General features: G+C 46.5%; 20 protein-coding genes. 3 read left to right on the top strand and 17 right to left on the bottom strand.

Translation table 11 applies throughout. The annotated features are described in order from the left end of the window. The first annotated feature begins 35 nt into the window (after positions 1–35). From ACLGLO_RS00975 to ACLGLO_RS00985, 3 genes are read left to right on the top strand one after another with little or no spacing between them, the layout of a single operon-like run. Entirely contained in the window at positions 36–353 is a 318-nt protein-coding gene (locus tag ACLGLO_RS00975; protein ID WP_492128551.1) for a hypothetical protein, read from the top strand. Continuing rightward, positions 337–837 (top strand): DUF1616 domain-containing protein, encoded by a 501-nt coding sequence (locus ACLGLO_RS00980; RefSeq protein WP_492128552.1) that lies wholly within the window; start codon positions 337–339, stop codon positions 835–837. The genes ACLGLO_RS00975 and ACLGLO_RS00980 overlap by 17 nt, the downstream gene beginning before the upstream one ends. Continuing rightward, positions 834–1388: a DUF8471 domain-containing protein gene (locus tag ACLGLO_RS00985; protein WP_492128553.1), complete on the top strand. Its 555-nt coding sequence runs from the start codon at positions 834–836 to the stop codon at positions 1386–1388. The genes ACLGLO_RS00980 and ACLGLO_RS00985 overlap by 4 nt, the downstream gene beginning before the upstream one ends. On the opposite strand, the gene ACLGLO_RS00990 is transcribed toward ACLGLO_RS00985, so the two are convergent. From ACLGLO_RS00990 to ACLGLO_RS01070, 17 genes are all read right to left on the bottom strand, one after another. Continuing rightward, positions 1373–2053, bottom strand: coding sequence for an ABC transporter ATP-binding protein (locus ACLGLO_RS00990; protein ID WP_492128554.1), 681 nt, complete (start codon positions 2051–2053; stop codon positions 1373–1375). The two genes, ACLGLO_RS00985 and ACLGLO_RS00990, sit on opposite strands and share 16 nt — an antisense overlap. After that, entirely contained in the window at positions 2050–3636 is a 1587-nt protein-coding gene (locus tag ACLGLO_RS00995; RefSeq protein WP_492128555.1) for a hypothetical protein, read from the bottom strand. The genes ACLGLO_RS00990 and ACLGLO_RS00995 overlap by 4 nt, the downstream gene beginning before the upstream one ends. Beyond that, positions 3623–4795 carry a hypothetical protein gene (locus ACLGLO_RS01000; protein ID WP_492128556.1) on the bottom strand — a complete coding sequence of 391 codons (1173 nt, stop codon included), beginning with the start codon at positions 4793–4795 and terminating at the stop codon, positions 3623–3625. The genes ACLGLO_RS00995 and ACLGLO_RS01000 overlap by 14 nt, the downstream gene beginning before the upstream one ends. Beyond that, complete coding sequence (locus ACLGLO_RS01005) at positions 4788–5918, bottom strand: hypothetical protein (RefSeq protein ID WP_492128557.1); 1131 nt, start codon at positions 5916–5918, stop codon at positions 4788–4790. The genes ACLGLO_RS01000 and ACLGLO_RS01005 overlap by 8 nt, the downstream gene beginning before the upstream one ends. Before the next feature lie 63 nt (positions 5919–5981). After that, the gene (locus tag ACLGLO_RS01010; protein ID WP_492128558.1) at positions 5982–6539 is read right to left on the bottom strand and encodes a ferredoxin domain-containing protein; all 558 of its coding nucleotides are present in this window, start codon (positions 6537–6539) and stop codon (positions 5982–5984) included. A 1459-nt stretch (positions 6540–7998) separates the two neighbouring features. Continuing rightward, positions 7999–8928, bottom strand: a complete 930-nt coding sequence (locus ACLGLO_RS01015) for an NAD-dependent epimerase/dehydratase family protein (protein ID WP_492128559.1) — start codon at positions 8926–8928, stop codon at positions 7999–8001. A gap of 151 nt (positions 8929–9079) precedes the next feature. Beyond that, positions 9080–9217, bottom strand: a complete 138-nt coding sequence (locus ACLGLO_RS01020) for a hypothetical protein (protein WP_492128560.1) — start codon at positions 9215–9217, stop codon at positions 9080–9082. A gap of 123 nt (positions 9218–9340) precedes the next feature. Next, positions 9341–10612, bottom strand: coding sequence for a polysaccharide pyruvyl transferase family protein (locus tag ACLGLO_RS01025; RefSeq protein WP_492129097.1), 1272 nt, complete (start codon positions 10610–10612; stop codon positions 9341–9343). 269 nt (positions 10613–10881) lie between these two features. Beyond that, entirely contained in the window at positions 10882–11916 is a 1035-nt protein-coding gene (locus ACLGLO_RS01030; RefSeq protein WP_492128561.1) for a hypothetical protein, read from the bottom strand. 769 nt (positions 11917–12685) lie between these two features. Next, positions 12686–13888, bottom strand: a complete 1203-nt coding sequence (locus ACLGLO_RS01035; RefSeq protein ID WP_492128562.1) for a glycosyltransferase — start codon at positions 13886–13888, stop codon at positions 12686–12688. Then, a complete protein-coding gene (locus ACLGLO_RS01040; RefSeq protein WP_492128563.1) occupies positions 13885–15090 on the bottom strand; it encodes a glycosyltransferase family 4 protein in 1206 nt (401 codons plus the stop codon). The genes ACLGLO_RS01035 and ACLGLO_RS01040 overlap by 4 nt, the downstream gene beginning before the upstream one ends. Positions 15091–15145: 55 nt before the next feature. Then, positions 15146–16357 (bottom strand): glycosyltransferase family 4 protein, encoded by a 1212-nt coding sequence (locus ACLGLO_RS01045; RefSeq protein WP_492128564.1) that lies wholly within the window; start codon positions 16355–16357, stop codon positions 15146–15148. A gap of 230 nt (positions 16358–16587) precedes the next feature. Continuing rightward, positions 16588–17283: a class I SAM-dependent methyltransferase gene (locus tag ACLGLO_RS01050; protein WP_492128565.1), complete on the bottom strand. Its 696-nt coding sequence runs from the start codon at positions 17281–17283 to the stop codon at positions 16588–16590. Positions 17284–17711: 428 nt separating this feature from the next. Next, positions 17712–18851: a glycosyltransferase family 4 protein gene (locus ACLGLO_RS01055; protein ID WP_492128566.1), complete on the bottom strand. Its 1140-nt coding sequence runs from the start codon at positions 18849–18851 to the stop codon at positions 17712–17714. Positions 18852–18864: 13 nt separating this feature from the next. Further along, positions 18865–20022 carry a glycosyltransferase gene (locus tag ACLGLO_RS01060; protein ID WP_492128567.1) on the bottom strand — a complete coding sequence of 386 codons (1158 nt, stop codon included), beginning with the start codon at positions 20020–20022 and terminating at the stop codon, positions 18865–18867. Further along, a complete protein-coding gene (locus ACLGLO_RS01065) occupies positions 20023–21141 on the bottom strand; it encodes a glycosyltransferase (protein ID WP_492128568.1) in 1119 nt (372 codons plus the stop codon). A 165-nt stretch (positions 21142–21306) separates the two neighbouring features. Next, the gene (locus ACLGLO_RS01070; protein ID WP_492128569.1) at positions 21307–21738 is read right to left on the bottom strand and encodes a hypothetical protein; all 432 of its coding nucleotides are present in this window, start codon (positions 21736–21738) and stop codon (positions 21307–21309) included. Positions 21739–21965 lie beyond the last annotated feature (227 nt).

Raw genomic sequence — 21965 nt, forward strand, 5'->3', positions numbered from 1 at the left:
TAGTGGATCAGTACACGTCTGAGGCTCTGGAGCTCTTGGAGAGGCTGCAGGGCCTGAGCGAGAAGGGCATAAACGTTACAGCGATGGTCTCTGAGCTGAACGAGACCCTTGCCCTAATACAGGATGGCAGGACAGGGGAAGCTGAAGCGAAGCTTGCAGAGATCCAGAGCAGCGTGAGCAGCCTCGAGGCAGTTGCGCAGGATCGCTACTTAGCTATGATGGCTGAGAAGTATGGAGAGGTTATTGCTTTCCTCTCGATCCCCGTTCTGTTCTACATATTCTTCCCGAGGATATACCTGCGCATATGGTTCAGGATGAGGAGGAGGTGGGCTGTGAGTGAACCTTCTCGATGATGAGGTCTTCGCCGTAATTCTCGCAGTTGTAGTAGTAGCGAGCGTCTTCGCGGCTGCCCAGGAGTTCAGGAGGACGGAGCCCTTCAATGCTATAGGGCTGCTGAACGAGAACTGCCAGATAGGGGAGTACCCCAGTTTTGCATTAACTGGGGAGAACCTGACCCTCTGCATCTACGTCTCGAACCAGATGGGCATCCCGGAGGCTTTCAAGGTAGTCTACAGGTTCGGAAACATCGATGCCTTACCGACGAACACGACGCCGAGCACAGCTCCAGAGCTCTGGAGCAGGATAATCTTCCTCGACAGCGGCCAGGACTCATTGCTCAAGTATGCATTCCCAATACCGAACAGCCCGGAGCTCATAGGAACAAATGCCACTCTAATATTCGAGCTGTGGATGTACAATGCGACCAGCGGGCTCTGGGAGTACACGGGGAGGTGGGTGGATCTGAATTTGAGAGTAGTGGGGGTGCCTCTCTCTTGAAGACCCTAGAAGAGATAGCTAAGGGGAAGAAGCACAAAGAGCTCATGGAGCTCTACAGGAAGATACAGGAAGGGAAGGTGAGGATAGAGGACCCGAGCCCTCCCAAGGACTTCGTGGGCTATCTTGGGAGGATGGATTACTCGGCCTGGCTCTGGACTTCCCTGTCAATAGCTTTCCTCACCCTTGCATCGATTGCCCTCTCAAGCTACTCGCAGGTCTTCTCAGCCCTTAGGTACATCCTCGGAACGCTGTTCGTGCTCTTCCTGCCAGGATACTCAACAGTTGAGGCGCTGTACCCGAGGGAGGAAGAGCTGAGCGATCTGGAGAGGCTCGCCCTGAGCATAGGCCTCTCTCTGGCCCTCGTCCCCCTAATCGGATTGATCTTGAACTACACCCCCTGGGGGATAAGGCTCGGCCCAGTTGCAGCTTCCCTATCAGCCTACACAGCTGCGATATCGTTCGTTGCTTCATACAGGAAGTATTCTATTTTCCTCAGATCGAGGGTTGCCCTGATCCCTCCTCGAGCAGAGAAGCCTCAGAAGAGGGAGTGATCTCTCCCCAGTTCAGCTAGGGATCCTTCTCTCAGGAGCAGCTCTCTGCTTCCCTTGAGCTCCATGGAGAGGTCTGTCGTGGTTATGAGGACTCCGGCTTTCCTCGATTCTGCGTGCTTCCTGAGGAGCTCCGCAGCCATCGAAGCTGCTTCATCATCCAGGTTGGAGAAGGGCTCATCTGCAACGATGAGGATGGGATCCTTGATCAGCGCCCTCGCTATTGCTACTCTCTGCCTCTGCCCCCCGCTGAGCTCCCAGGGCATCCTATCTGCTGCTTCCTCTATGCTCAGCTGGGAGAGGAGCTTTCTGGCCTTCTCTTCGCCCTCATCGCTCTTCTTCCCCATGAGGGAGAGGGGGAGCATTACGTTCTCGAGGACGGTCATGGTTGAGATGAGCTTGTAGGACTGATCGACGTATCCTATGTGTTCCAGCCTGAGGGAATCCCTCTCCCCATCTCTCATTGCTGAAGTGTTTTTTCCCAAGAAAATTACCTCCCCGCTGGAAGGCCTGAGGAGGAGGGATGCTATCCTGGCGAGAGTCGTCTTCCCAACACCGCTCCTCCCTTTGACAAGAATGACTTCCCCTTCACTGATGGAGAGGGAGGCATCCCTGAGAACAGCATCGGATCCCCAAGTGAACCAGACTTTCCTGAGATCGAGGATCATCGCTTTCCCTCCGCGCTCTGCATGAAGGCCTTTACGCAGCTGCTGTCAAATACTCTGCTGTAGGAGCTGAGCACTCCGATAGGGATCTTGTACATGTTCAGCTGGATCTTCAGGCCGTATATGAAGTTAGCTGTGTAGGCTATGAAAAGCGTGTTGCTTCCGCTGCTTGAAGAAAGGTACTCGATCTCGAGGTAGGGGAGCTGCTGGACATTCCTCAGCATTGAGAAGTAGTATGAAACTTTGACGTCCCCTGCGAGCTGGATCGAAGCGGGAGAAAAAGATGATATGGCATCGAAGCCCGAGCACTCGCATCTAGGGTAGTACCAGGAGTAGGAGATGTCTGGGCCTATCGATACAATGTTGTGCATGACTGCGATGCCTGAGAGGAGAGTAATAGCTATTGCGAAGATAGAGAGGAGCCTTGCAGGCCTCGATTTCCTCGTGAGGGCGCAGGCAGCAGGGAATGGAAAGAGAAAAGCGAGGTAGTTGAGGAACCTGTGGATTATGCTAGAGAAAACAGGCTCGCTGAACAGGATGAAAAGGATGTTCAGTATAATGAGGAGGCCCATCCCCGCTGAAATCGCTAAGATACGTACGTCTTCGATGGGAAGGGAGAGCAGCACCAGCAGCGCTGCTGCGGGGATGAAGTACCAGTACATCATTGAGAGCCTAGGAACGATCCCTGGGATCAAGTTCCCCATGAGGAGGAAGAGGGAGGATCCTGTTAGGACAGTAGCTATAACTGCGATCTGCTCGAGGGGGGAGGGCTTCCTGTAGAGTATGAGGAAGCCCCCGTATATGAGAATTGCATAAAGAGCGTAAGTTAAGGCTGCGCTCGGAGCTATCGGGATCTTGAGACCGCTGGAGCCGTAGATGAGGAAGTATATTGATGCTGCAGCCGCTGTTATTAGTCCAGCTACTGAGAGGGAGAAAGAGGATGCTCTGCTTTGAGGCCTGAGCAGGCCCTTGATCTTGAGAAAGGAGAGAACAGTAGAAGAGCCGAGGAGGAAGCCGGAGGTCATGAGGGCTGCGAGGTGGTGCGTCAATGCCAGAACTGCAGAGAGAATGGAAAGGGAAAGAGCTTCTCCCCTCGAGATCTCCCTCCCTGCTAGGGGCTTCAGCGCTGAGAAGATGATTGAAAGGGAGATGGGGTATGCGTAGACCTCCTTCAGGGGGGAGAAGGTGAAGACGAGGAAGGAGGGGAAGAAGCCGAAGATTGTAAGAGAAAGAGCGCTCGCCTTCCTGCTGAAGAAGAGCCTGAGCACTGAGTAGAAAAGGATCGCTGAAGCAAGGCTGCATGTTGCTGTTAAAGCATATGCATAGATGTCCTTGAGGGGGATAGCTGTCAAGGAGGAGAGGAAGGAAGCTGAGAGAATGACGCCAGGCCAATGGTTGTTGTAGCCGTCGAAGAGAGCATCGTCCCATATCTTTGCGCTAGGGTTGCTGAGAATTTCTTGGGAAGACCTGTAGAGGGGCCAGACATCTGTTGAGAAGAGGCTCCCTGAGAAGTAAGCTGGAGAAATCCTAGCGAGGATAATTGAAGCGATCACAAAGGCTAAGAGAAGTGCTTCAAGATTCCTCAAAGCTGACCACTTCCGATGCATATATGCCCAAGGAGAGGAATGAGAGGAGGAAGAGGAAGCCTAGGGCGAGGAACTCAGAGCTTAGGGCTGGGTGGATCACGTATCCGAGGAAGCTGACTCCAAGTTTCGGGAAGATTAAATAGGATGCTGCGAAGGATGATAAGGATCCCGCAGCTGCTGAGAGAGAGGAGAAGAGGAGGGAGTACAGCTTAATCCTTTTAACGGAGAGGCCCTGCTCGTGGAGTATTGAAAAAGACTGAGGATCGCTTCCTGCTACAGCCTTCCCGAAGTAGTAGAATCCTATTGCGAGCAGGATGAGGACTGAGAGGAGCACTGCATAGAGAAGGCTCCTGCTGATCCCAAGCCTTGAGAGGTAGAAGCTGGAGAGGGATCCGTATGCTGAAGCGCTTATGTTCCCCCCTGAGTACCTGAGGGCTAAGAGGGCTCTCTCGAGGATTCCAGATTTTTCCGGTGAAGCGCCGATAGCCTCTGCAATCTTACCGAGCGATGATTCGTTGGAGGCGAAGATCAGGGCAATGGAGGCCTCGCTCCCCCCTATCCCCCTGACTGCCCTCGCAGCATCGAGGTTCGTCAGGAGCTCCCAGTCGAGGAGAGAGCTTGAAGAGATGATCCCCTTGACCTTGAAGAGGTAGGGGGAGGAGGTCATGATGGAGTACAAAATAGCAGATTCGTTCGCTTTGAGGCCGAGCTCCTCGGCAATCCCCGATCCTACCCAGAGGCAGTCCATGCATGCATCGCTGAATTCTTCCCCGGAGATGCTGAAGCTACCGGCAACAGCCGAGAGGTTCCCGCTGCTTATGCCTCTGAGTATGAGGACCCTGGATCCAATCTCTACGGGGGCTAGGACTTCGTAGATCGTTGAAACAGCTGCTCCTCCCGAGGATTTCAGGATGCTGTCTACTGCATTCATGCTGACTATTGATGTGAAGGGGGCCAAGGAGTATGAGGAAATGGCTATGTAGTGGGGGGTTGGGGGGTTCGAAGGGTAGATCATGCTGCTGGAGAGGTCGTAGAGCGATTCGATGAACCCTGCGTTGATGAGGATCGCTGTTATGAAGGCGAAGGAAGATATGGAGAGGAGGATGTATATTTTCTTGCTCGAGGCCCTCGAAAAAGCTACAAAGGCTGTGCTAGGCAATCTCCCACCGCCTCACTGCAAAAGCTGCAGCCAATGCGCTCACTGTTGCATAAATGAGGAAGAGATCGAGGGATTGCGAAAGAGAAAGGAGGGGCCTCGATTCCACGAATATCCCGAAGAGCCTGAGGGCCCAGAGGGAGAAATGAACTGAGAAGATCCCGAGGATGAGGCCGTAAGCGAACATCGAGGCGCTTAGAGCGTAGACTAGGAAAAAGAGGGAGAGCTTGAGGGATCTCCTCGAAGCCCCCACCTCGAGCAGGGTCTCGGCATCTCTTCCTGCGAGGGAGAGGATCCTCCTGAACCCTATGAAGATGATTGGGAAGCATGCTGAGAGAATGGTTGCAGAGAGGATCGCTGCAATTGAGGAGAGGGATCCCCCTATGTCCTCTGCTGCAGCTTCGATGAAGCTCTCTGCATTTGAAGGGCAGAGGTAAAGCTTCTCGGCATAGGCAGGAAGTTCATTGGGAAATGTTCCGTTCACAATGAAAATGCTAGAGGGAAAAGAAGAGCTTCCCAGGACTCCCAGTACTCTGTACGAGCTGCATGAGTTTTCTGAGCACACCTCGATAACTGATCCTTCTTTAGCCTTAAGCAGAGAGGAGATAGAGGATCCGAGGAAGGCTGCTGGTTTTTCTTGAGGCAAAGGGATCCCGAACATTTCTTCGAAGGCTGTAGAGCTAACGAAGAAAGCTGATGCTTCAGTGGAGGAGGAGCTCGAATGCACTTCGGCTGAAAGTGCATAAACTTCAGCGCATGTCGCGTTCTGGGGCTGAGATGGAGAGAGGGAGAGAGAAGGTCTTTCCCCAAGGAGGGAGAGGGATCCTCTGGCCTCCTCTGAGAAGACTGGGAAGAGGAGGGAGTAGGAAGCTGTGAGGGCTGCGGGAAGCGAAGAAACGAGGAGGAGGATGAGCAGGGCATCCTTGCGCAGGAGGACGAGGAGGAGGGTTCTGAGGAGGCCCTTCCTCGAGAGGCTTTTTTCTCGAGCACCAGCTCTTCTCTCCGAAGTCAAAGCCAACCGCGTCCTCCCAATAGTTCTGCTTCCTGGAGCATTATGCAGGGTTTCAATTGATCCCCCTTTTCTGATATTTGTTTCGGTTCCCGCCTCTCCAATTAAGCCTCCCAAGAAAGCTACAAGAAAAAGAGAAAGAGTGAAGCTTCTGAGGGCTTTTTTTTTGAGGAGAAGGAGCTATTTGCGGTCGAAGAATATGTTCTTGCCCTTCGCTGAGAGGGGTATCCCCATGATAACGCTGACTTCCGGAAGCAGGTTTAGCCTCTTTGCCGCAGCCCCTACCCTGTACATGATCCTGTTGTCTACGTTGAGGATGTCGGCCGTCTTAGCAGCTGAGCCGAGAGCTATCCCGAGATCGAGGAGCTTGAATATGCAGTTTGGCCCTGTGAAGTCATTTCCCTGGACCTTCGCTGCATTTTCCATGGCATCGCAGTTTGGAAAGCCGCACCCCCCGCAGTTTAGGCCTAGGCCCTTTGTGCCTCTGACTCCAATTATAACAACGATGCTGGAATCTCTCACGCTCCTCGCATCCCTCCTGAACCCGGGATCTCCCCTCTCATCGGCCATCCTTTCCATCGTTGAAGCGAGCTTCTCTTTATCCTCTCCGAATATCATTGCTGTAAGAATGTCATCTTCTCCCTTAGCTTTTGGGGCTGTTCTCGCGGAGATGAGCATGAGCTCAGCTGCTCTGATGAGCCCCGATTCTTCAGCCTCCTGAGAAGTTATGAGGGGCATCTGCGAAGACCTCCTCCGTCCTTTCCCTGAAGGGAATCTTCTAATAAAGCTGTCTCCAGGCTTCCCTACTTCGCTCGAAAGCTTCTCGAGTTCTTTGCTCAGATAAGCCCTCCGTCTCCTTCGATCTCTTTCTCCGACCCTTCGAAGAGCCTCTTTATTTCATCGACAGGTTGCCGGGAGCTTCCGATTGGAGATGGAGGGATTTGCTAGCTGACCAGTTCATTATGTTGCACTCCTCCTTTTATACGGAAACAGAACCCAAACCACTTTGGTATAACCTACCTTTCCCATTAGGAAGATGAGGGCCAAAAGGGAGAAAATGGCCGCTGTGTTTTTAGCGGGTAAAAGTATCCGCAACGCTCTAATGGAGGAGACTCGATCATCATAATTGGGGGTAAATTTGTCCGCAACAAGCTTAAAGGCCAGCCCCCGCTGTGGAAAGCCTTACAGCTACATAAAGGAAGTGAATAGAGGGGAAGGGTCTACCTATATGCTGTGCATTATGAAGGAACGGAGAAGGTGAACGGGAAGACGAAGATAAAGCGCGAATACTGATACCTCGGGCCGAAGGATCGATACGAATATGTCTCGAAGCTTCACTCCTCCGAAGGGCTGGAGCTTAAAGGTTTAGCAAATAGGAAAAGAGCATTAGAGTATTAGAGGCTCTTCTGAAGAGCTTAGTTGCTTCGGAGCTGAGCGATAAAGAAGCTAAAAAGCTTAGGGCGATCCTAGAGAGAGCTCTCAGTGAGATGGAGAGCCATTCGAAAAAGCAAAGCGAAGGCCAAGTTTTAGAGAAGTGAAAGGCCCTAAGCTTGCATTTGTTTTTCTAATTTTTACCACCAAATTTGTCATTTTTACCACCAAATTTGTCATTTTTACCTCGGTTTTACCAATTTCCAACCAATTTTTACCGAGGTTTTACGAATTTCTGACCAAAAAATTCATGGTGAGGACCAATTTTTACGAATTTTCTCAAAGCTAAAACCATAAAAAAGCATTAAAAAACAGAGTCTACTCCCCTTTTCTCGAGCTTAAAAAACGGCTTCTTTTATTGCAGAAAAAAAATCCTGACGGATCTATCATTTCCTCGCCAAGCCGTCCATTCTCGCAATATCTTGCAAAGTAATCGGTTCTCATGAAAAGCTTCAGAGATTAAAGCTATCCCTTGTGAAGAGCTGAATGCCTTCAAATAACGAGGTATGCGCTTGGCGAGAACGGAGAAGCTGGCTTCCACAAATAATGATTTCTAACCTGCATTAACAAAAGGGCTGAAAAGCAGAGCGATAAAGGATAGAAACTTAAACGAATCATGGGGGGATAGGGCCGTGATATCCCCCGCTTCATAAAGAGAATTTCTCGGTTGCTTCTAGCTCTGTTCCAACATTAAACGCGTAGCAGAGCTTATTTTTCAAAAGCTTTTTTGAGAAGGTATACCTCGCAGGCCTTTTTCATTTTGACTTCAGAACACGGAGCCTTCCCTTCTATAAAACTCTGCAAGCTCCCTTATCCCTTCCTCTAAGCTTATGCTCGGCTGGTATCCCAAGACCTTCCGAGCCCTGCTTATGTCAGCACAGCTGTGCCTGATGTCTCCGGGCCTGGCGGGCTTGTGCACTATTTGGCATCCTGGGCATATGCTCCTCCTCATCAGCTCTGCCAGCTCCTTGATCGAAACAGCTCTGCCGCTTCCTATGTTGAGCACCTCTCCATATGCCTGCTTCTCCAGAGCAAGCTCTACTGCTCTAGCTACGTCTTCCACATGGACGAAGTCCCTCGTCTGAGAGCCGTCGCCATAGACCGTTAAATCAGAGCCTTTCAAAGCGCTCTCTATGAACTTAGAAATTACTCCTGCATAGCTGCTCGACTGTCCAGGGCCGTAGACATTGAAAAGCCTGAGGATGGTGTGCTTGAGGCCGAACTTTGAGTAGAGCTTAAGGATCTCCTCTCCGAAGAGCTTGCTGAGGCCGTAGGGAGAGATGGGATCAAGGGGGTGGTCTTCACTTATTGGGAGCTTCGAAGGCTCTCCGTAGACAGCAGCTGAGCTGAAGTAAATGATGGGGATCCTCTTTTCGGTGCATAGCCTAGCGATGCTCAGCGTTGTCATCGCATTGTTCTCGAAGTACAGCTCAGGCTTTGAGAGGGATTCCTCAACGCTAACATATGCCGCTGAGTGGACGATGAAGTCAATATCGCCTATGCTGCTGAGAGATCCCCCCAGATCCCTCGCATCCATCCTGTAAATGGGGATGTTAGCAGTTTTTAGTCTTCTGACAGCAAAAGGAGTTGCTCTTTCAAGCGTGTCGATGACAGCTATTCTGTACCCCCTTTCAGCTAAGTAGAGAGCTAAGTTGTGCCCGATGAAGCCTGCCCCTCCCGTGATCGCTATCCTCAAGCAGCAGCACCTGCGAAATCTTAGTATAGATGATTCTTTATTTTTATTTAAGGTTCACATAAACGGTGAGAGTACCCATATAGGTTAAAAAGCGAGAAGTCCAAGCTATCACTGAGCGCTTTATCCCGAATACTACTGTACCACCACAGGTTTACGGCCTACCTGGATCCGTGCACTGGACGTAGCCTATGTCATCCCCGAGGCCTATCCTCAGCTTCCTAGCTGGGGCATCCTCGAGGAAGGGGAAAGGGTGAGTATTGTGCCTAGGCGTGGAGGCGCTCGGGCTCAACCCGGGGCTCCTTGATGTAGAATCTCTCTACCATGAATCTATCACTCGAAAACTATGGCCTGGATTGACTATACTTAGTAGCAATACGTGTTTTTACTTCTTGCTAATCTGTGTTGCATGAGATCACATCGTGGTCAGCACTTCTTCCAATAGTTTGTGGTTGTACTCTCTTGCTTTTTGAATTCTAGTAGGCAGAGTTCTGCTTATGTTACGGCGGTCTTCGATCATCCTTCTAATTTCCCTAATGCATTCATCATCATGCTTCATGCAGTTGAAAAGACTGAGGCCATTTACTCCAAATGTAAACTTCGATATGCCCGCGCCCTTGTGCTCGTAGTACAGATGGATAGCTGGAATACCTGCAAGGGCGGATGCGATAAAGCCGTGGGTTCTAACCGATACCACCATATCAAGACCTGAAAGCATATCTATGAATTCTCCTGGTGTAAGCAGATGCGCCTTCTCGAGTATATTGACGGTGTCACTATTAACAACTCCTGTCTTGAGAAGTTCTGTATAGAATCTAACATCGTTATCACGGCCAAACAAATAACCCGCGGGGATAAGTATTGCTTTGTAGCCTTCGCCCTCTATAACGTTAACAAGCATCCTTATGAAGCTGAGATACCTTGTCCTTGTATCAGCGGGGAATCTCCGTTGGTAGTAATAATCCCTAAGGATAAGCCCGATAGCAGGCTTATCATCGCAAACGCTACGTATGCTATTCTTCTTCTCCTCCGAAGTCTTTGTAGGCATTCTCTCTGCATGTACTGCAAAATCGTGGACTAGATATAACCCGCTCTTATCGTTGATCAGCGTTTTCACGTATCTAAATGAGTAGGGCTCTCTCAACAGAATGAAATGCCAATACCTCAGGAATGCTTTAACTAATTCCCTATCTATTGCGTTATCTGTGTAACCCATGCTCAACCCGCCAAGAACCGTTACGGGGAATCGGGAAGCAATGGACGCAGTGCTCACAATGGATGTAGCAAGTAGTCGTGTACTGTGATAACTGTCATAACCGGAGCAACCTCTATGCCAGAGAATTATATCTTCATCCATGCCCCTCTCTTTCTTCATCCACCTATTAAAAACAGCATTACTTAACGAAATCAAGCCAAGAGATGTTTGAACATAGTTAAGGAATCTGCTAACTCTGGAACCCAATAATTCGTTAATTCCGGTGTACTTAGTATATATATCTTTCAACTCTTTTCGCGTCGTCATCAATAATTTTAGAGGAACTTGCTCATATTGATCGATAACGCGTACACAGTTCAGCCCCAATCTCTTCAAATAATTCAGAGTTCCTACTAGTATCATCTCATCGCCAATGTTTCCATAGCCACTATACAGAATATTAATGCACGACCGATTCAAGTCTCGCACCATGCTATCTACCGGGTGTTTGGATTTTACTGCAAATACTGGTCGTATGATGACAAATATATGCCACAAACAAAGGTAAAGATTTGCATGGAAGATGTTGCCAAATCCAGCCCAGAGACCGAAGACCGTTGATAAACCTCTCGTCAGCACCCTCACAAACAACAACACGAATATTTACTAAACCCTTCAACAACTTGAAGAATTCGAGCGTGCTCACTTGAGCACCTCCAAATCCTAGGCCGTGAGTGAAGGGTAACATATTCGATGTTTGTTTAGCCATAGAATATCCACTCGTATTCTCCATTTTGATAAATTATTGAGTTGCTTACGTAAAGGGGTTCAAGAATCGCTGATAGCCACTCGTTAAACCCTTGCTGGTATGATTCATATCGGTAAGACCACTGTATAATAGATCTGTAGTCTATAACTTTTACGCCGTGATTTAAAAGATATATATCAGATAGCTGAGAAATGTCGCCGATTAATCCTAGATCCCCAGAGTACCTATAGACAGTGGCATCGGGATCAAAGTATACGTAGTATATCATGAATGGTGAAGCTGTAATAAGACCAGGATCCTTGGTCAAATGGTTGTTTAGGAAAGCGCATGTGACATCAAGAGGTGCGGTATTGGCATCTGCCACAGAGATCTCGTGTAGTAATATGAATTGGGATGGGATGACACATACTGTAAAAATAAGAATTAAAGCACTTATAGTTATTCTCAATCCATTAGGCAACTTCTTATAAACAAAACCCTTGGTCTCGCCAAGAGCTTTCAGAGTCAAGGGAACAATAAGAGGAATATATGTTATCATCATTCTATCAATAGAGTTCCCTAGACTCGCACTAAAGGCTGTAACACCGAAGACCAAAATTGTGGCCAATATATATGATGTCCATATTTTCATGTCATAAAATTCAGTCTTTTCAGGCTTCTTTCTAATGAGACGGAATTCATATGAAATGTAAATTAGGGAAATTAAAGTAAAAACAATAATAATCGTCTTAAAAGAAATTCTTAGATATACACCAACTAAAGGTATAGGCTCCCTTATACTCAATGAAGATATGACGAGCTCTCTTCCTAGCTCTTGATACAGATAATTAAAAAACGAAGTAATGCCAGTTTTTACAGTAGTACTCGTAGTGTAGTTCCATAAATTCCATAAAAGCCATGATATAAGCGGTATAAATGTTATTGTATATTTTTTAATGAGTAGTCTTTTTTCGTTAGAGAAGATGTCAAGGGCTATAAGTATAAACGGTACGGTCGCAACTACTAATGGGAAAAGAACGTGCGACATAACTAAATTAATGGTGGATATCATATACAAAAATATTATAGTAAATTTTCTCTCTACGCGTCTACATAATAACAATAAAAGAATTGAGAAAAAAAGAATGTCAATAGCATAAATACGCGTATTTGCATGCTGAAATGTGAGCTCGCTTCTATTGAACATTACAAGTGAAGAAGCTAGCAGAACACCTATGGCAGTGTAGGAGGTGTCAACATTATTTCGGGTAGTCTTAGTAAACATATGTTTATAAGAAGCATATAGAAACAGGAGAAACGAAAGGAATAGTGCCGGGTATAATATAATTAGATTTGCTTCTCTAATATCCGTGATCCCCGAAACTTTATAGACTATATACCATATAAGAAAAAAGTTTGGATATTGTTTTGGATAGCTATACTCCAGCTTATCCAGCGTTCCAACACTATCAAGGAATTTTATCTGCCCATGAAGATAGACGTCTCGTGCCCATATGCTTGGATAATTTGCTACTACTTCGATTAGAAATGGTAACGGGGCAAGCATAGAAAGGAAAACTATATGAAACCTGCTGTTACGACATGTACTACTCTTCATGCGGAACAGATAAAAAGAAATGAAAGTGCTCCAAATGAAAGTAGCCAATATACTGTATGGTGACGATTGTATTATGTCATAATAATGAAAACCGGCTCTGGAAAAATCGTATCTCATAGCAATGGTGCTAAGAAACGAAAATAACAACGTTAGACTTATAACTAAAACATCACAGTACATGACTTCCACGCTATACTAGTTAAGTTGAGTCATAGCAATAACCGATGCATCTGCATATTAGGTGTTTCAATTTTTTGCCAAATTCCTCATATGTAAATTTCTCAGCCCTTCTTACGGGGTAAAATGTATATGAGAGTGTGCCGAAGTCCTCTACTGCAGTTTCAATATCTTTCGCAAGTTCAACCGGTGCCTTAAAGCCTAAGCCATACTTACCCTGCTTTATAATATCGATCCAGGGGCCCGATAAAGCCCCTCTATAAACTATCGGAATCGCATTTGTATACATACCTTCGAGAACCGCTATCCCGAAGGGCTCAAAGTGAGCTGCAGATATTACAACTTTCGTTTTTGCCAGTATGCGCCATTTCGTACGTTCATTGACGTCCGTTATTAATGTAACCCTGTTTTGAACATTTAGTGAACGAATCAGATTCTCTAGGTAATCTATGTAGCGTTTATCGCCTTTATGACCTATTATAATGAGCTTCACATCAGCGCTTTTTATCAAGCTTAAAGCTTTGAGGGCATCACCGACCCTTTTATTTGGTTGCAGAGTTGCAAGAACTGCAACTAGATTTTCCTTTCCTACAAATTCATGTTTAACACTACATTCAGGCTTTATGAGCGGAGGATGTATTATTTTTACATTTTTATTCCAGAGCCTCCACATAAAGGCCGCAGTCACAGTTGAGTTAGCTATCAGAGTCACGGGTTCTGGAACGCTATCGATGTAGATGAGCTTCCTCAACGCTTTCCTGTAAACATCCTCAAGGATTTTACTCCTCTTTGTCGGCGGTATTTCATAGACATCCGTCACGTTGAACTTTATTCTCGCCGCGTAGGGAAAGTGAGAGTAGAGGATAACATTGGTCTCCTTGAATACCTTCTCATCGATCAAGGGGATATCATCGTGGAATACCACAACCTCCGGACGGTATTTATATACAAGCCTTTCAACGAATGAAGCAATCATTTTGACTTGTAGCGGAAACGGAATTCTAGCTGACTCCCCGAAGCCTAGATAGTAGAGAGCTCCAGTCTTTTGCAAGCTCATACCGTGTAATTGCGAGAGCCTTTCAACCGTATACCCCCTGCCCGCAACTAGATAAGGCTTGAATCCCAGCTCTTCAAATACTTTTGCCATGGCGACTGCAACACGAACGCCACCACCCTTACCCATGTGGAGACCTATGTTCGGAGCCACGATAAGAGCCTTCCTCATTTCGCAAACTCCTCGAACAGCTTCTTCAGTTTCCTAGCCATGACATCTACGGAGAAATTCTCTTCAACGTGTCTTCTAAGGAGCTTATAGTCTATTCTATGCTTCGACAAAGCTATCTCAATTATCTTCTTCGCAAGCGCTTCTGGCTCAATCCTTTCAGCTAGAAAATCGTAGGGCAGACCCTCAATTATTTCAGGTATCCCCCCAGTTGGGTAGGCTACAACGGGTTTACATGAGGCCAGAGCCTCCATAACAACGGTAGGGCAAGAATCCTGCCATATCGATGGTACCACAATTATATCTGCTACTTGGTATGTACCTTTTGTCAAATCAATGTATCCTAGCCACCTGATGCTCTCGCCGATGTTTAGCTCGCGGATCAGCTGTGTTATATATTTGAAGTAGGCCTCATCCCTAGAAGCGCTCTTGTCGAATTGCCCTACTGGGCCTGCAATGAGCAACTTACTCTTTGGAATTGCATGAATCACATGCTTGAAAGCCATTACAAGGTGGTGAAGCCCTTTTTCAGGTGTTATCCTTCCCGCATATAGCAATACAAAATCATCGCTCTCAAGGCCAAGTTTCTCCTTCTCAGCACTCGAACTGTTGTGTAAACACTCAAACATCTCTACATCGATAGCATTGTAAACCACATGAACCCTATCTTTGCGAACCCCGAGCCTCTTAATAACCTCTTCTGCAACGTAGCGACTTACAGGTAAATGAATGTCGTAAAGCTTAGCCAAAAACTTGTTGACCGAGTTCTCATTGGGGATGTTGTGGTAGTGCGTCGCTAGCAGTACTCCGCGATTCTTCAATGCTTTGAACGCAAGTGGAGCGAAAGCTGTCGTAAAGTAGTGATTATGGATAACATCTATATTTCCGTATGTTTCCTTGACGAAGTTAAGATACGAAAATATGATCCTCGTATCATATAGAATCTTCCTATTAAGCTCCGAAGAAAACTTAGAAATGACGGATCCTCCAAGCGTCTCCAAAAAGTTGAGGCCGTTACGATCATATACATGCCTCACTACACCGTCCAAGAATTCGCTGTAGAATCCATCACCGACAGATATTAGATGCACTTTGGCGTCAAGTTTTGCTAGTGCTTTGGAGATTTGGAAGACATACCTCTCGATAGCCCCTCCTTTCTGCGGAGGAGATGGAATTCGATCTGTAGAAAGCTCAACTACGAGCATTATTGATCAGACTTTTGAATCTATAAAATCTATAAACAGTATGACAAAATATCCTCTAAGTGAGGAAAATATCGTATAGATGTTTCTTGATAACTTTTTCGTTGAACTTCTTTGATGTTTGGTCTTTGATGCTATATGCAAGGTATGTAATTTCGCGAGTACTCAGTCCAGCAATATCGTATAGTTTCGTTGAAAATTCATGCATGGAAATAGGATCAAACACGAATGCTTCAGCATCTGTATCTTTAACTATCTCCGGTATCCCCCCAACTCTAGCTGCAATTGGCATTGTGCCCAGTAGCATAGCCTCCATGACTGCGTAAGGTAGTGGCTCCTCCCATATAGAGGGGAAGAGCAAAGACCATGTTTCTGCATGTAGCTTTAGGAGATCTTCATATCCCACTCTACCCTTGACTACTATTTCAAGGCCGTACTTCTTCTTCAAATGCATAAGCTCCTCAACTTGCTCCTTTGTGTAGGTATTAGTTAGCACAAACCTTGCGTTTTTAACCAACTCCTTTTCTGAATTAGCGATATTTCTAAGTAGCTTGATTAACAAATGATAACCTTTAACATACGAACCTCCGCCTACATATAGGAACGAGGGCTTCTCCGAGGGCTTCTTTTCTATGTTCGGTGTTTCAGGGAGTGGGTTGTAGATAACTTTGATCTTGTCTCTGAGCTCTGGTGCTAGCTCTGAAATTATCTGAGCCTGTCTCTTCGAGACGCATATTATGGCATCAGCCATGGATATCCACCTCCTCGCAAGCCTAGGCGCTAACCAGGCTGTTAGCGCTGCGGTTGCACAGTGCTTAAAGCTCTTCATGCATTCTAGTTCAAGGTCATCCTTCGATACTCTGTTTCCATGCTCTTCGAATGGTGCTAGCACTGCAGCTGTATATGATACGGGGATGTAGTCGTGGAGATGGACTATAACCCTCTTACCGAGCATTTTGGCTAGAGGTATCACTGGAAAAGCGAACCTTGGCACGTAGACCACGTCGGCTCTTTCAATGAGCTTCTCAAAGGGTCTGCTTCTAGCGAGTCTTAAGGCGTTGAACCACTGTAGGTGCTTATTCCTCACTGGTAGCAAAGGTTCATATACGTATTTGATGCCCTCTAACTTAGCTGGATCCCTTATTCCGGTCACAACGGTTATCTCGAAGTTACTTCTCAGTAGATATAGAATAAGATGAGTAGCGAGCTCGGCACCGCCACCCTCAGGCAAGTAGGGTTCCGTTACAACCAGAAGCCTAAGTGCTGTCATTCCTTAACCGCTCCAATGTCTGCTCTGAAAATTAGCCCCATCTGGGAGCGAGTTTTGGGTGCTTAAACAAAAAAGTGGAAGGCCTAACTCGGTATCTTAGTTCACGGACAAGCGAATAATCAGGGTACATCATGCTCCTCAATGCGGGGCACTCTCCGCACTCACTGAGGCTTGCAACACGCATAGGGGAACTTACCTTTAATTGCTATTCGCATGCCTTGAGGAAATTGCTAATGAAATATACCCTTGGAAGGTCTTGAAATACCAATGAGCAACAGATATCCATGAGGTAAAAGCTGAGAAAAACTAAACAACTTCGATACCACGCCGTAGAACAGATACGAAGGGTAGACATAATCCCACTCCAAGATAGTGAAGATGCCTTTACGCTGCTTTAAGAACTCAATTAAATTGCTCTTCGTGCAGAGGAAGTTAACGTACAGCCCGGGGAAATATTTCCGCGTGATAGCTTTGAGTACATTTTTCGAAATCATGAATGGCAGTGGCGTTGCTGTGTGAGGCTCTACGAACCCTCTGAGGTTTGGTAACTGGATCATAATCCAGTCGCTAACATGAATCATATCTTCCAAGCACTTGTCGAACTTTGGTAGGTGTTCAAGTATTGAAATCGATATCGACAGAGAGCCCTCTATTTTCCTGAATGGTAGGTACTGCGCATCAGCTCGCACTTTGTGAGCTGCAAGCGAGTTTTCTAATGCTTTTAAATCTATATCTACAGTAACCACTTTTTCGGGGTCACCTACGAATCTAAGCCAGGAGCTTCTGCCGCCACCTATGTCTATAACAACCCGGGGCTTTAGGATCTGGATGATAACACCGATAATTCTTGCTATATAGAAAGATCTGTAAAGCGAATACCTATGTGCCTGTTTGAATAACGTAAAGCGCCATAGAGATCTAATCATACCGCACCACAGTAGATAGATTTGGTGATCAGGCGAATCCCTGTTCTGAATGAGAGTTTTTAGCCATATTTTAGTTGCAACCCAAACCGACTACGTTTTTAACTCTCTCTGATCTTTCAATGCTTTAAGTGCTGGCCCAGTTGCTCCACTGACCCCGAAGTGTAGCTGCTCCAAGAATACTTATCGATGAAAGCCCTATACTTGGCTAGTAGCTCTGCGAGGCATCCATCCAAGATGCATTCACTTAATTTCGAGCTCCTTTACCGAGTACGCTAACTACGTCGTTTATGTATATGCAACTCCCAACCTTCGACCCAACTCCGAGCATCCTCTCACGAATGTTAGGTGAATAGTAGCACGCACTTGATTTGTAATAATTTTGTAACAGTTTAATTGGAAATATGATATCTTTATCTTCCGCAACTTTATCATACCTCCAACGATTTATACATCCTCTCTAACTCAGTGATCACTCTATCTAATACAAAGTTTTTAGCCCATTCCCTAGCCTTCTGGGACATTCTCTCACGAAGCCTTTCATTCGTTAGTAATGTTTCCATGGCTTCTGCAAGCTGATCAACGCTACCTGGCTCTACAAGTAACCCTGTCTCGCCATCTACGACTATTTCAGGTATGGCTCCAACTTTCGTTGATACTACAGGCGTTCCCAGAGCTTGTGCTTCGATGAGTACAATTGGATGATAGTCAGCTAGTGCTGGCAAACTAAACACTGTTGCTGAAGCCATCAATTCTATCTTCTTAGTCTCATCTACAGGCCCTAGAAAGCTCACGACCTTTTCCAGATCAAGGCTCCTCGCTAACTCACGTATGTACTTTCCATAAAAAGGATCTTCAGGTCCCGCTATCAAGAGCTTTGCGTTAGGAATTACATCTACTATTTTGCGAAAAGCCCTTACGAGCATATGAACGCCCTTTCTAGGAGTGATTCTAGCTAGAAAAAGCACCGTATCATTATATTTAAACTTTGGAACTTGTCTAACTAATTCATTAGGTATGTGGGGTGTGAAGACTATTCTTACTTTAGCTTCATCTATACCATATCTCTTGAGCCATAGCTTTTCCAACTTAGTATGTGCTACGAATAAGTCTATGTTACTAGAGATTATCTTTAGTGCATACATAACTGGTTTCATCATGAGTTTTTGTATGATAAAATCGAGCTCTATCTCCGGGTAATGTAACTCTGCTACCAACATATAGCCAACATCTTTCTTCCACCTAGCCAGCTGAAAAAGATGTGGATGGAGGTTATGCGCATATACTATTTCGGGCTTTATCTCAGCTATGGTCTCCCTCAACCCATCTAAAGTACGTGCATAACCTATTTTGAAACCACTGGGCTTAAGTTTGTGGATCACGACCCTCTCCCTATCCTCAACTCCGATATCGGTTATAGGCCTTTGGGTCGTGACGTCAAGGTTCGACGTAACCACATGGACTTCGTGACCCCTCCTAGCTAATTCTCTAGCAACGTTTCTAACGATCGTCTCGACGCCTCCTATAGATGGTGGGAAAGGATAGTATGTACAGACGATGGTTATGCGCATATTGTTAACCTATTCAAAGCCGCTCTATATATGCAATGAATCTTTTCTTAAATATCTCTTCGTCAAACATCAAAGCTCTCTTTGCGACTTCAGCAACACTAATGGAATGGCGACCCGAGAGGATCGAGTCAATAGCTTGTGCAAGCTCTTCAGGTTCTTCGAACCCAAGGCCATATTTTCCCTGTTCTAATATGTCTATCCATGGCCCGTTGAACCCTTTTCTCACTACCGGTATGCAACCTGCAGCCATTCCCTCGGTCACAGCTATTCCGAAAGGTTCGTAGTACGCTGGGTGCACTATCACATTAGCTTTCACTAGGCTTTCGAATATCTCTCTTCTTGCAGCGTTTACCCTTATCTCAACTTGCCCCTGCAACCCTAGCTTCTTCACCAGTCTCCTCAAGCACTCAAGATATCTGTCGTCGTAGCCGAAGCCCATTAGCTTGACTCTAATATTTTTTTTCTTCTTCAGTAACGTCGCTGCTTTAATTACATCGTCTATACCCTTCTCTGGCTGGATCCTCCCCACATACACAACCAAGTCCTCCTTGCTTCCGCCGAAACTATGGGTGTATTTCATTATCTGTTTAACTTGTACTGGCGGATAGATCTTAGCTAGGTGTCGTGGTCTCAATGCTTTGGATACGTGATCGTATGTCAGCGTCGAGTTGGTTACTACATAGATGTTTTCAACTCCCCAGTTTGTAAGGAAGAATCGTTTGAACAATACCGAATGTAGCTTCCATACGATTTTGCCCCTAAGCATGTCTCTGTAATGGTAGGGAACCAACTGGTTCAACAGTATTCTCGCCGCATGCGGATAATGTACGTAGACTAGGATCTTCTTCAGCTCTCGAGCTGGCTTCGGTATGTCGTCGAAGAATATCGTCAGGTCGTGCTGTTTCAGCTCGATAAACGCCTTCTTGGCCATAATGTAGATGTTGTAAGGATGCCTGATCGCTTTTGGAACTTCGATTTTTTTAATCCTGGGCTCATCGAACGATTCAGGGCTCCTTCCGAAGTACAGTGCAACTCTGCGCATACTCTCAGGATGGGATGTGTATAGGCTTACGGTGTGTCCCCTCTCGAGAAGAGCCTCAATGATATTCAGTGCAACTAGATCCCCCCCACCAGGGTGCTCAGCTAGGTTGTGGACTACTGCTATGTCCATTTACTTACTCCACATGATATCCTTTGTTTTTTTACATCTGAACATTGCTATCCACAGCCATAGCTGGCTTATCATCCAGGTTCTGAACGCCTTAAATAAGAGCGATATCATCCCAACCAACAATATCAATATTGCCAGCAAGTTGCTTGATAGAGCTGATGCTATGAAGAGTCCTATTGCTATCAGCATAAGCCAGGGGTTTACTAGGTGCATATATGCCTCAATATTCCATATCTTATCGAAGGGTGTCTTCCTATATATACCCAGCTTCTTCGCATAGCGTCTCGTATTCATGAAGTGCAGGACTAGATGCTGTGCCCTCCGTATCTTCCTCATAACTTCTCCTTTTCTGGTAGGCTCTCTAGCGATTGTATCATCTGCCTGTATGGCTCTGTAGCCCATGAATGCTATGAGCGATGCGGGCGTAGAGTCATTGTTACCTGTATATGTTGGTAAGCTACCTATCTTATTGAGAAGCTCTTTGCGGTAGGCTATGAACACTCCATTGTGTATTGGTGTGCTATGAATTTTCGACTCTGCCACCCGGACAACATTGTAGTAATTCCTGTATGTTTTCTCAATAGTATCCTTCTGCAGAGGTGCTATGCATGTTGTTACTGCTCCCACAGATGGATCCGAGAAGTAGCTGACAGCTCTCTTCAATGTGTCCTGCTCCCAGAAAGCGTCAACATCCGTGAATATCACGAGTTCAGAGTTAGTTGAGACATGCTTCAATGCGTAGTTTAGCGCTGGAACCATACCTCTTCTCACAGGTTCCTCAATGAGCCTGATGTTGAGTTCTGGATGTTCCTTCATCCACTCCCTCACTTTACCAGGTGTTTCATCGGTGCTCGCTGAGTCAATGACTATGATCTCCAGCCTACCTTTCGGATAGTCCTGCCCGTATATGTTGTCTAGCTTATCCTTGATTAACCTAGCTTCGTTGAATGTTGGAACTATGATTGTGACCTTCGGCTGGAAGTTCTGGTCAGTGCTTAAACCCCAAGGCCTATCCAGGTACTTCTTCCTCAGGTAGAAATAGTATCCCAGCGGAACCGTGAAGTGAACTAGCGCGAGTATTAAAGCAACAGTATCGAGTAGCGTGGGCTCCAGGTTCATATGTTCCTAAGCTCTCTCCCGCTTTGGCAGTTTTTCCTCAATAGCTATTGCTTTACTCAGAATAAACAGCATATAATCCGCTACTCCAGGTAACATAACATTCTATACCGCCTATCTCAACCTGGATCCTGCTACTGTTCTATTCCCAGTTGCGTCCAGAGTAGCCTACCCATATGCCCTGTACATCGGTGGGTTGTTCAGGTAGAATATCCCGATCGCCAGGAGCCTCTCCATGCTTTCGAGAGCTCTTCCAAGCGTGCCCATGCCCCTCTTGAGAGATATGAATATCCCGTAGAACAGGGCCCTCCCTCTGAGCGTGTGGAGCTCTATCTCCAGGAAGAGACTGAACAGTATCCCCTTCATGAACTTGGATCTTATGACCTTCCAGGCCCTCGAGACCATGAGGAGGGCCCTGCTCTCAGGCCTGAGGTCCCTCCATGCCCCCGTCCTGAGGGCCTTCTTGACGTACCTCTCTGCAACAGCCCCAGTTATCTCGTCTGGGAGCAAAATCCTCGCGAGGAGCTCCCTCGCCCTCTGAGAGAGCTTCTCCTCAGCTTTTCCCACCAGCCTTGCGGCTGCTTCCGAAAGGAAGGTCATGGAGGCCTCATCCTAAAGATCCGTTTGCCGCCTTGCTATATATATTTTGCAGATGGTTTTCCAGTGCAACAGCGGTGTCCCTTTTTTACTCGAAAGCTATAGCCATGTGCTTCCTGCTCGTTGGATCATGTGCAGAATAAGTCATCTGGATCGAAAAAGCAGCTTTTCATTCTTTCCGGGGATCCCTACTAGCTTTCCAAAAAAGCTTGGCTGAAAGCTGAGTGCAT

The sequence above is a fragment of the Fervidicoccus sp. SLHALR4 genome, from assembly GCF_058692745.1.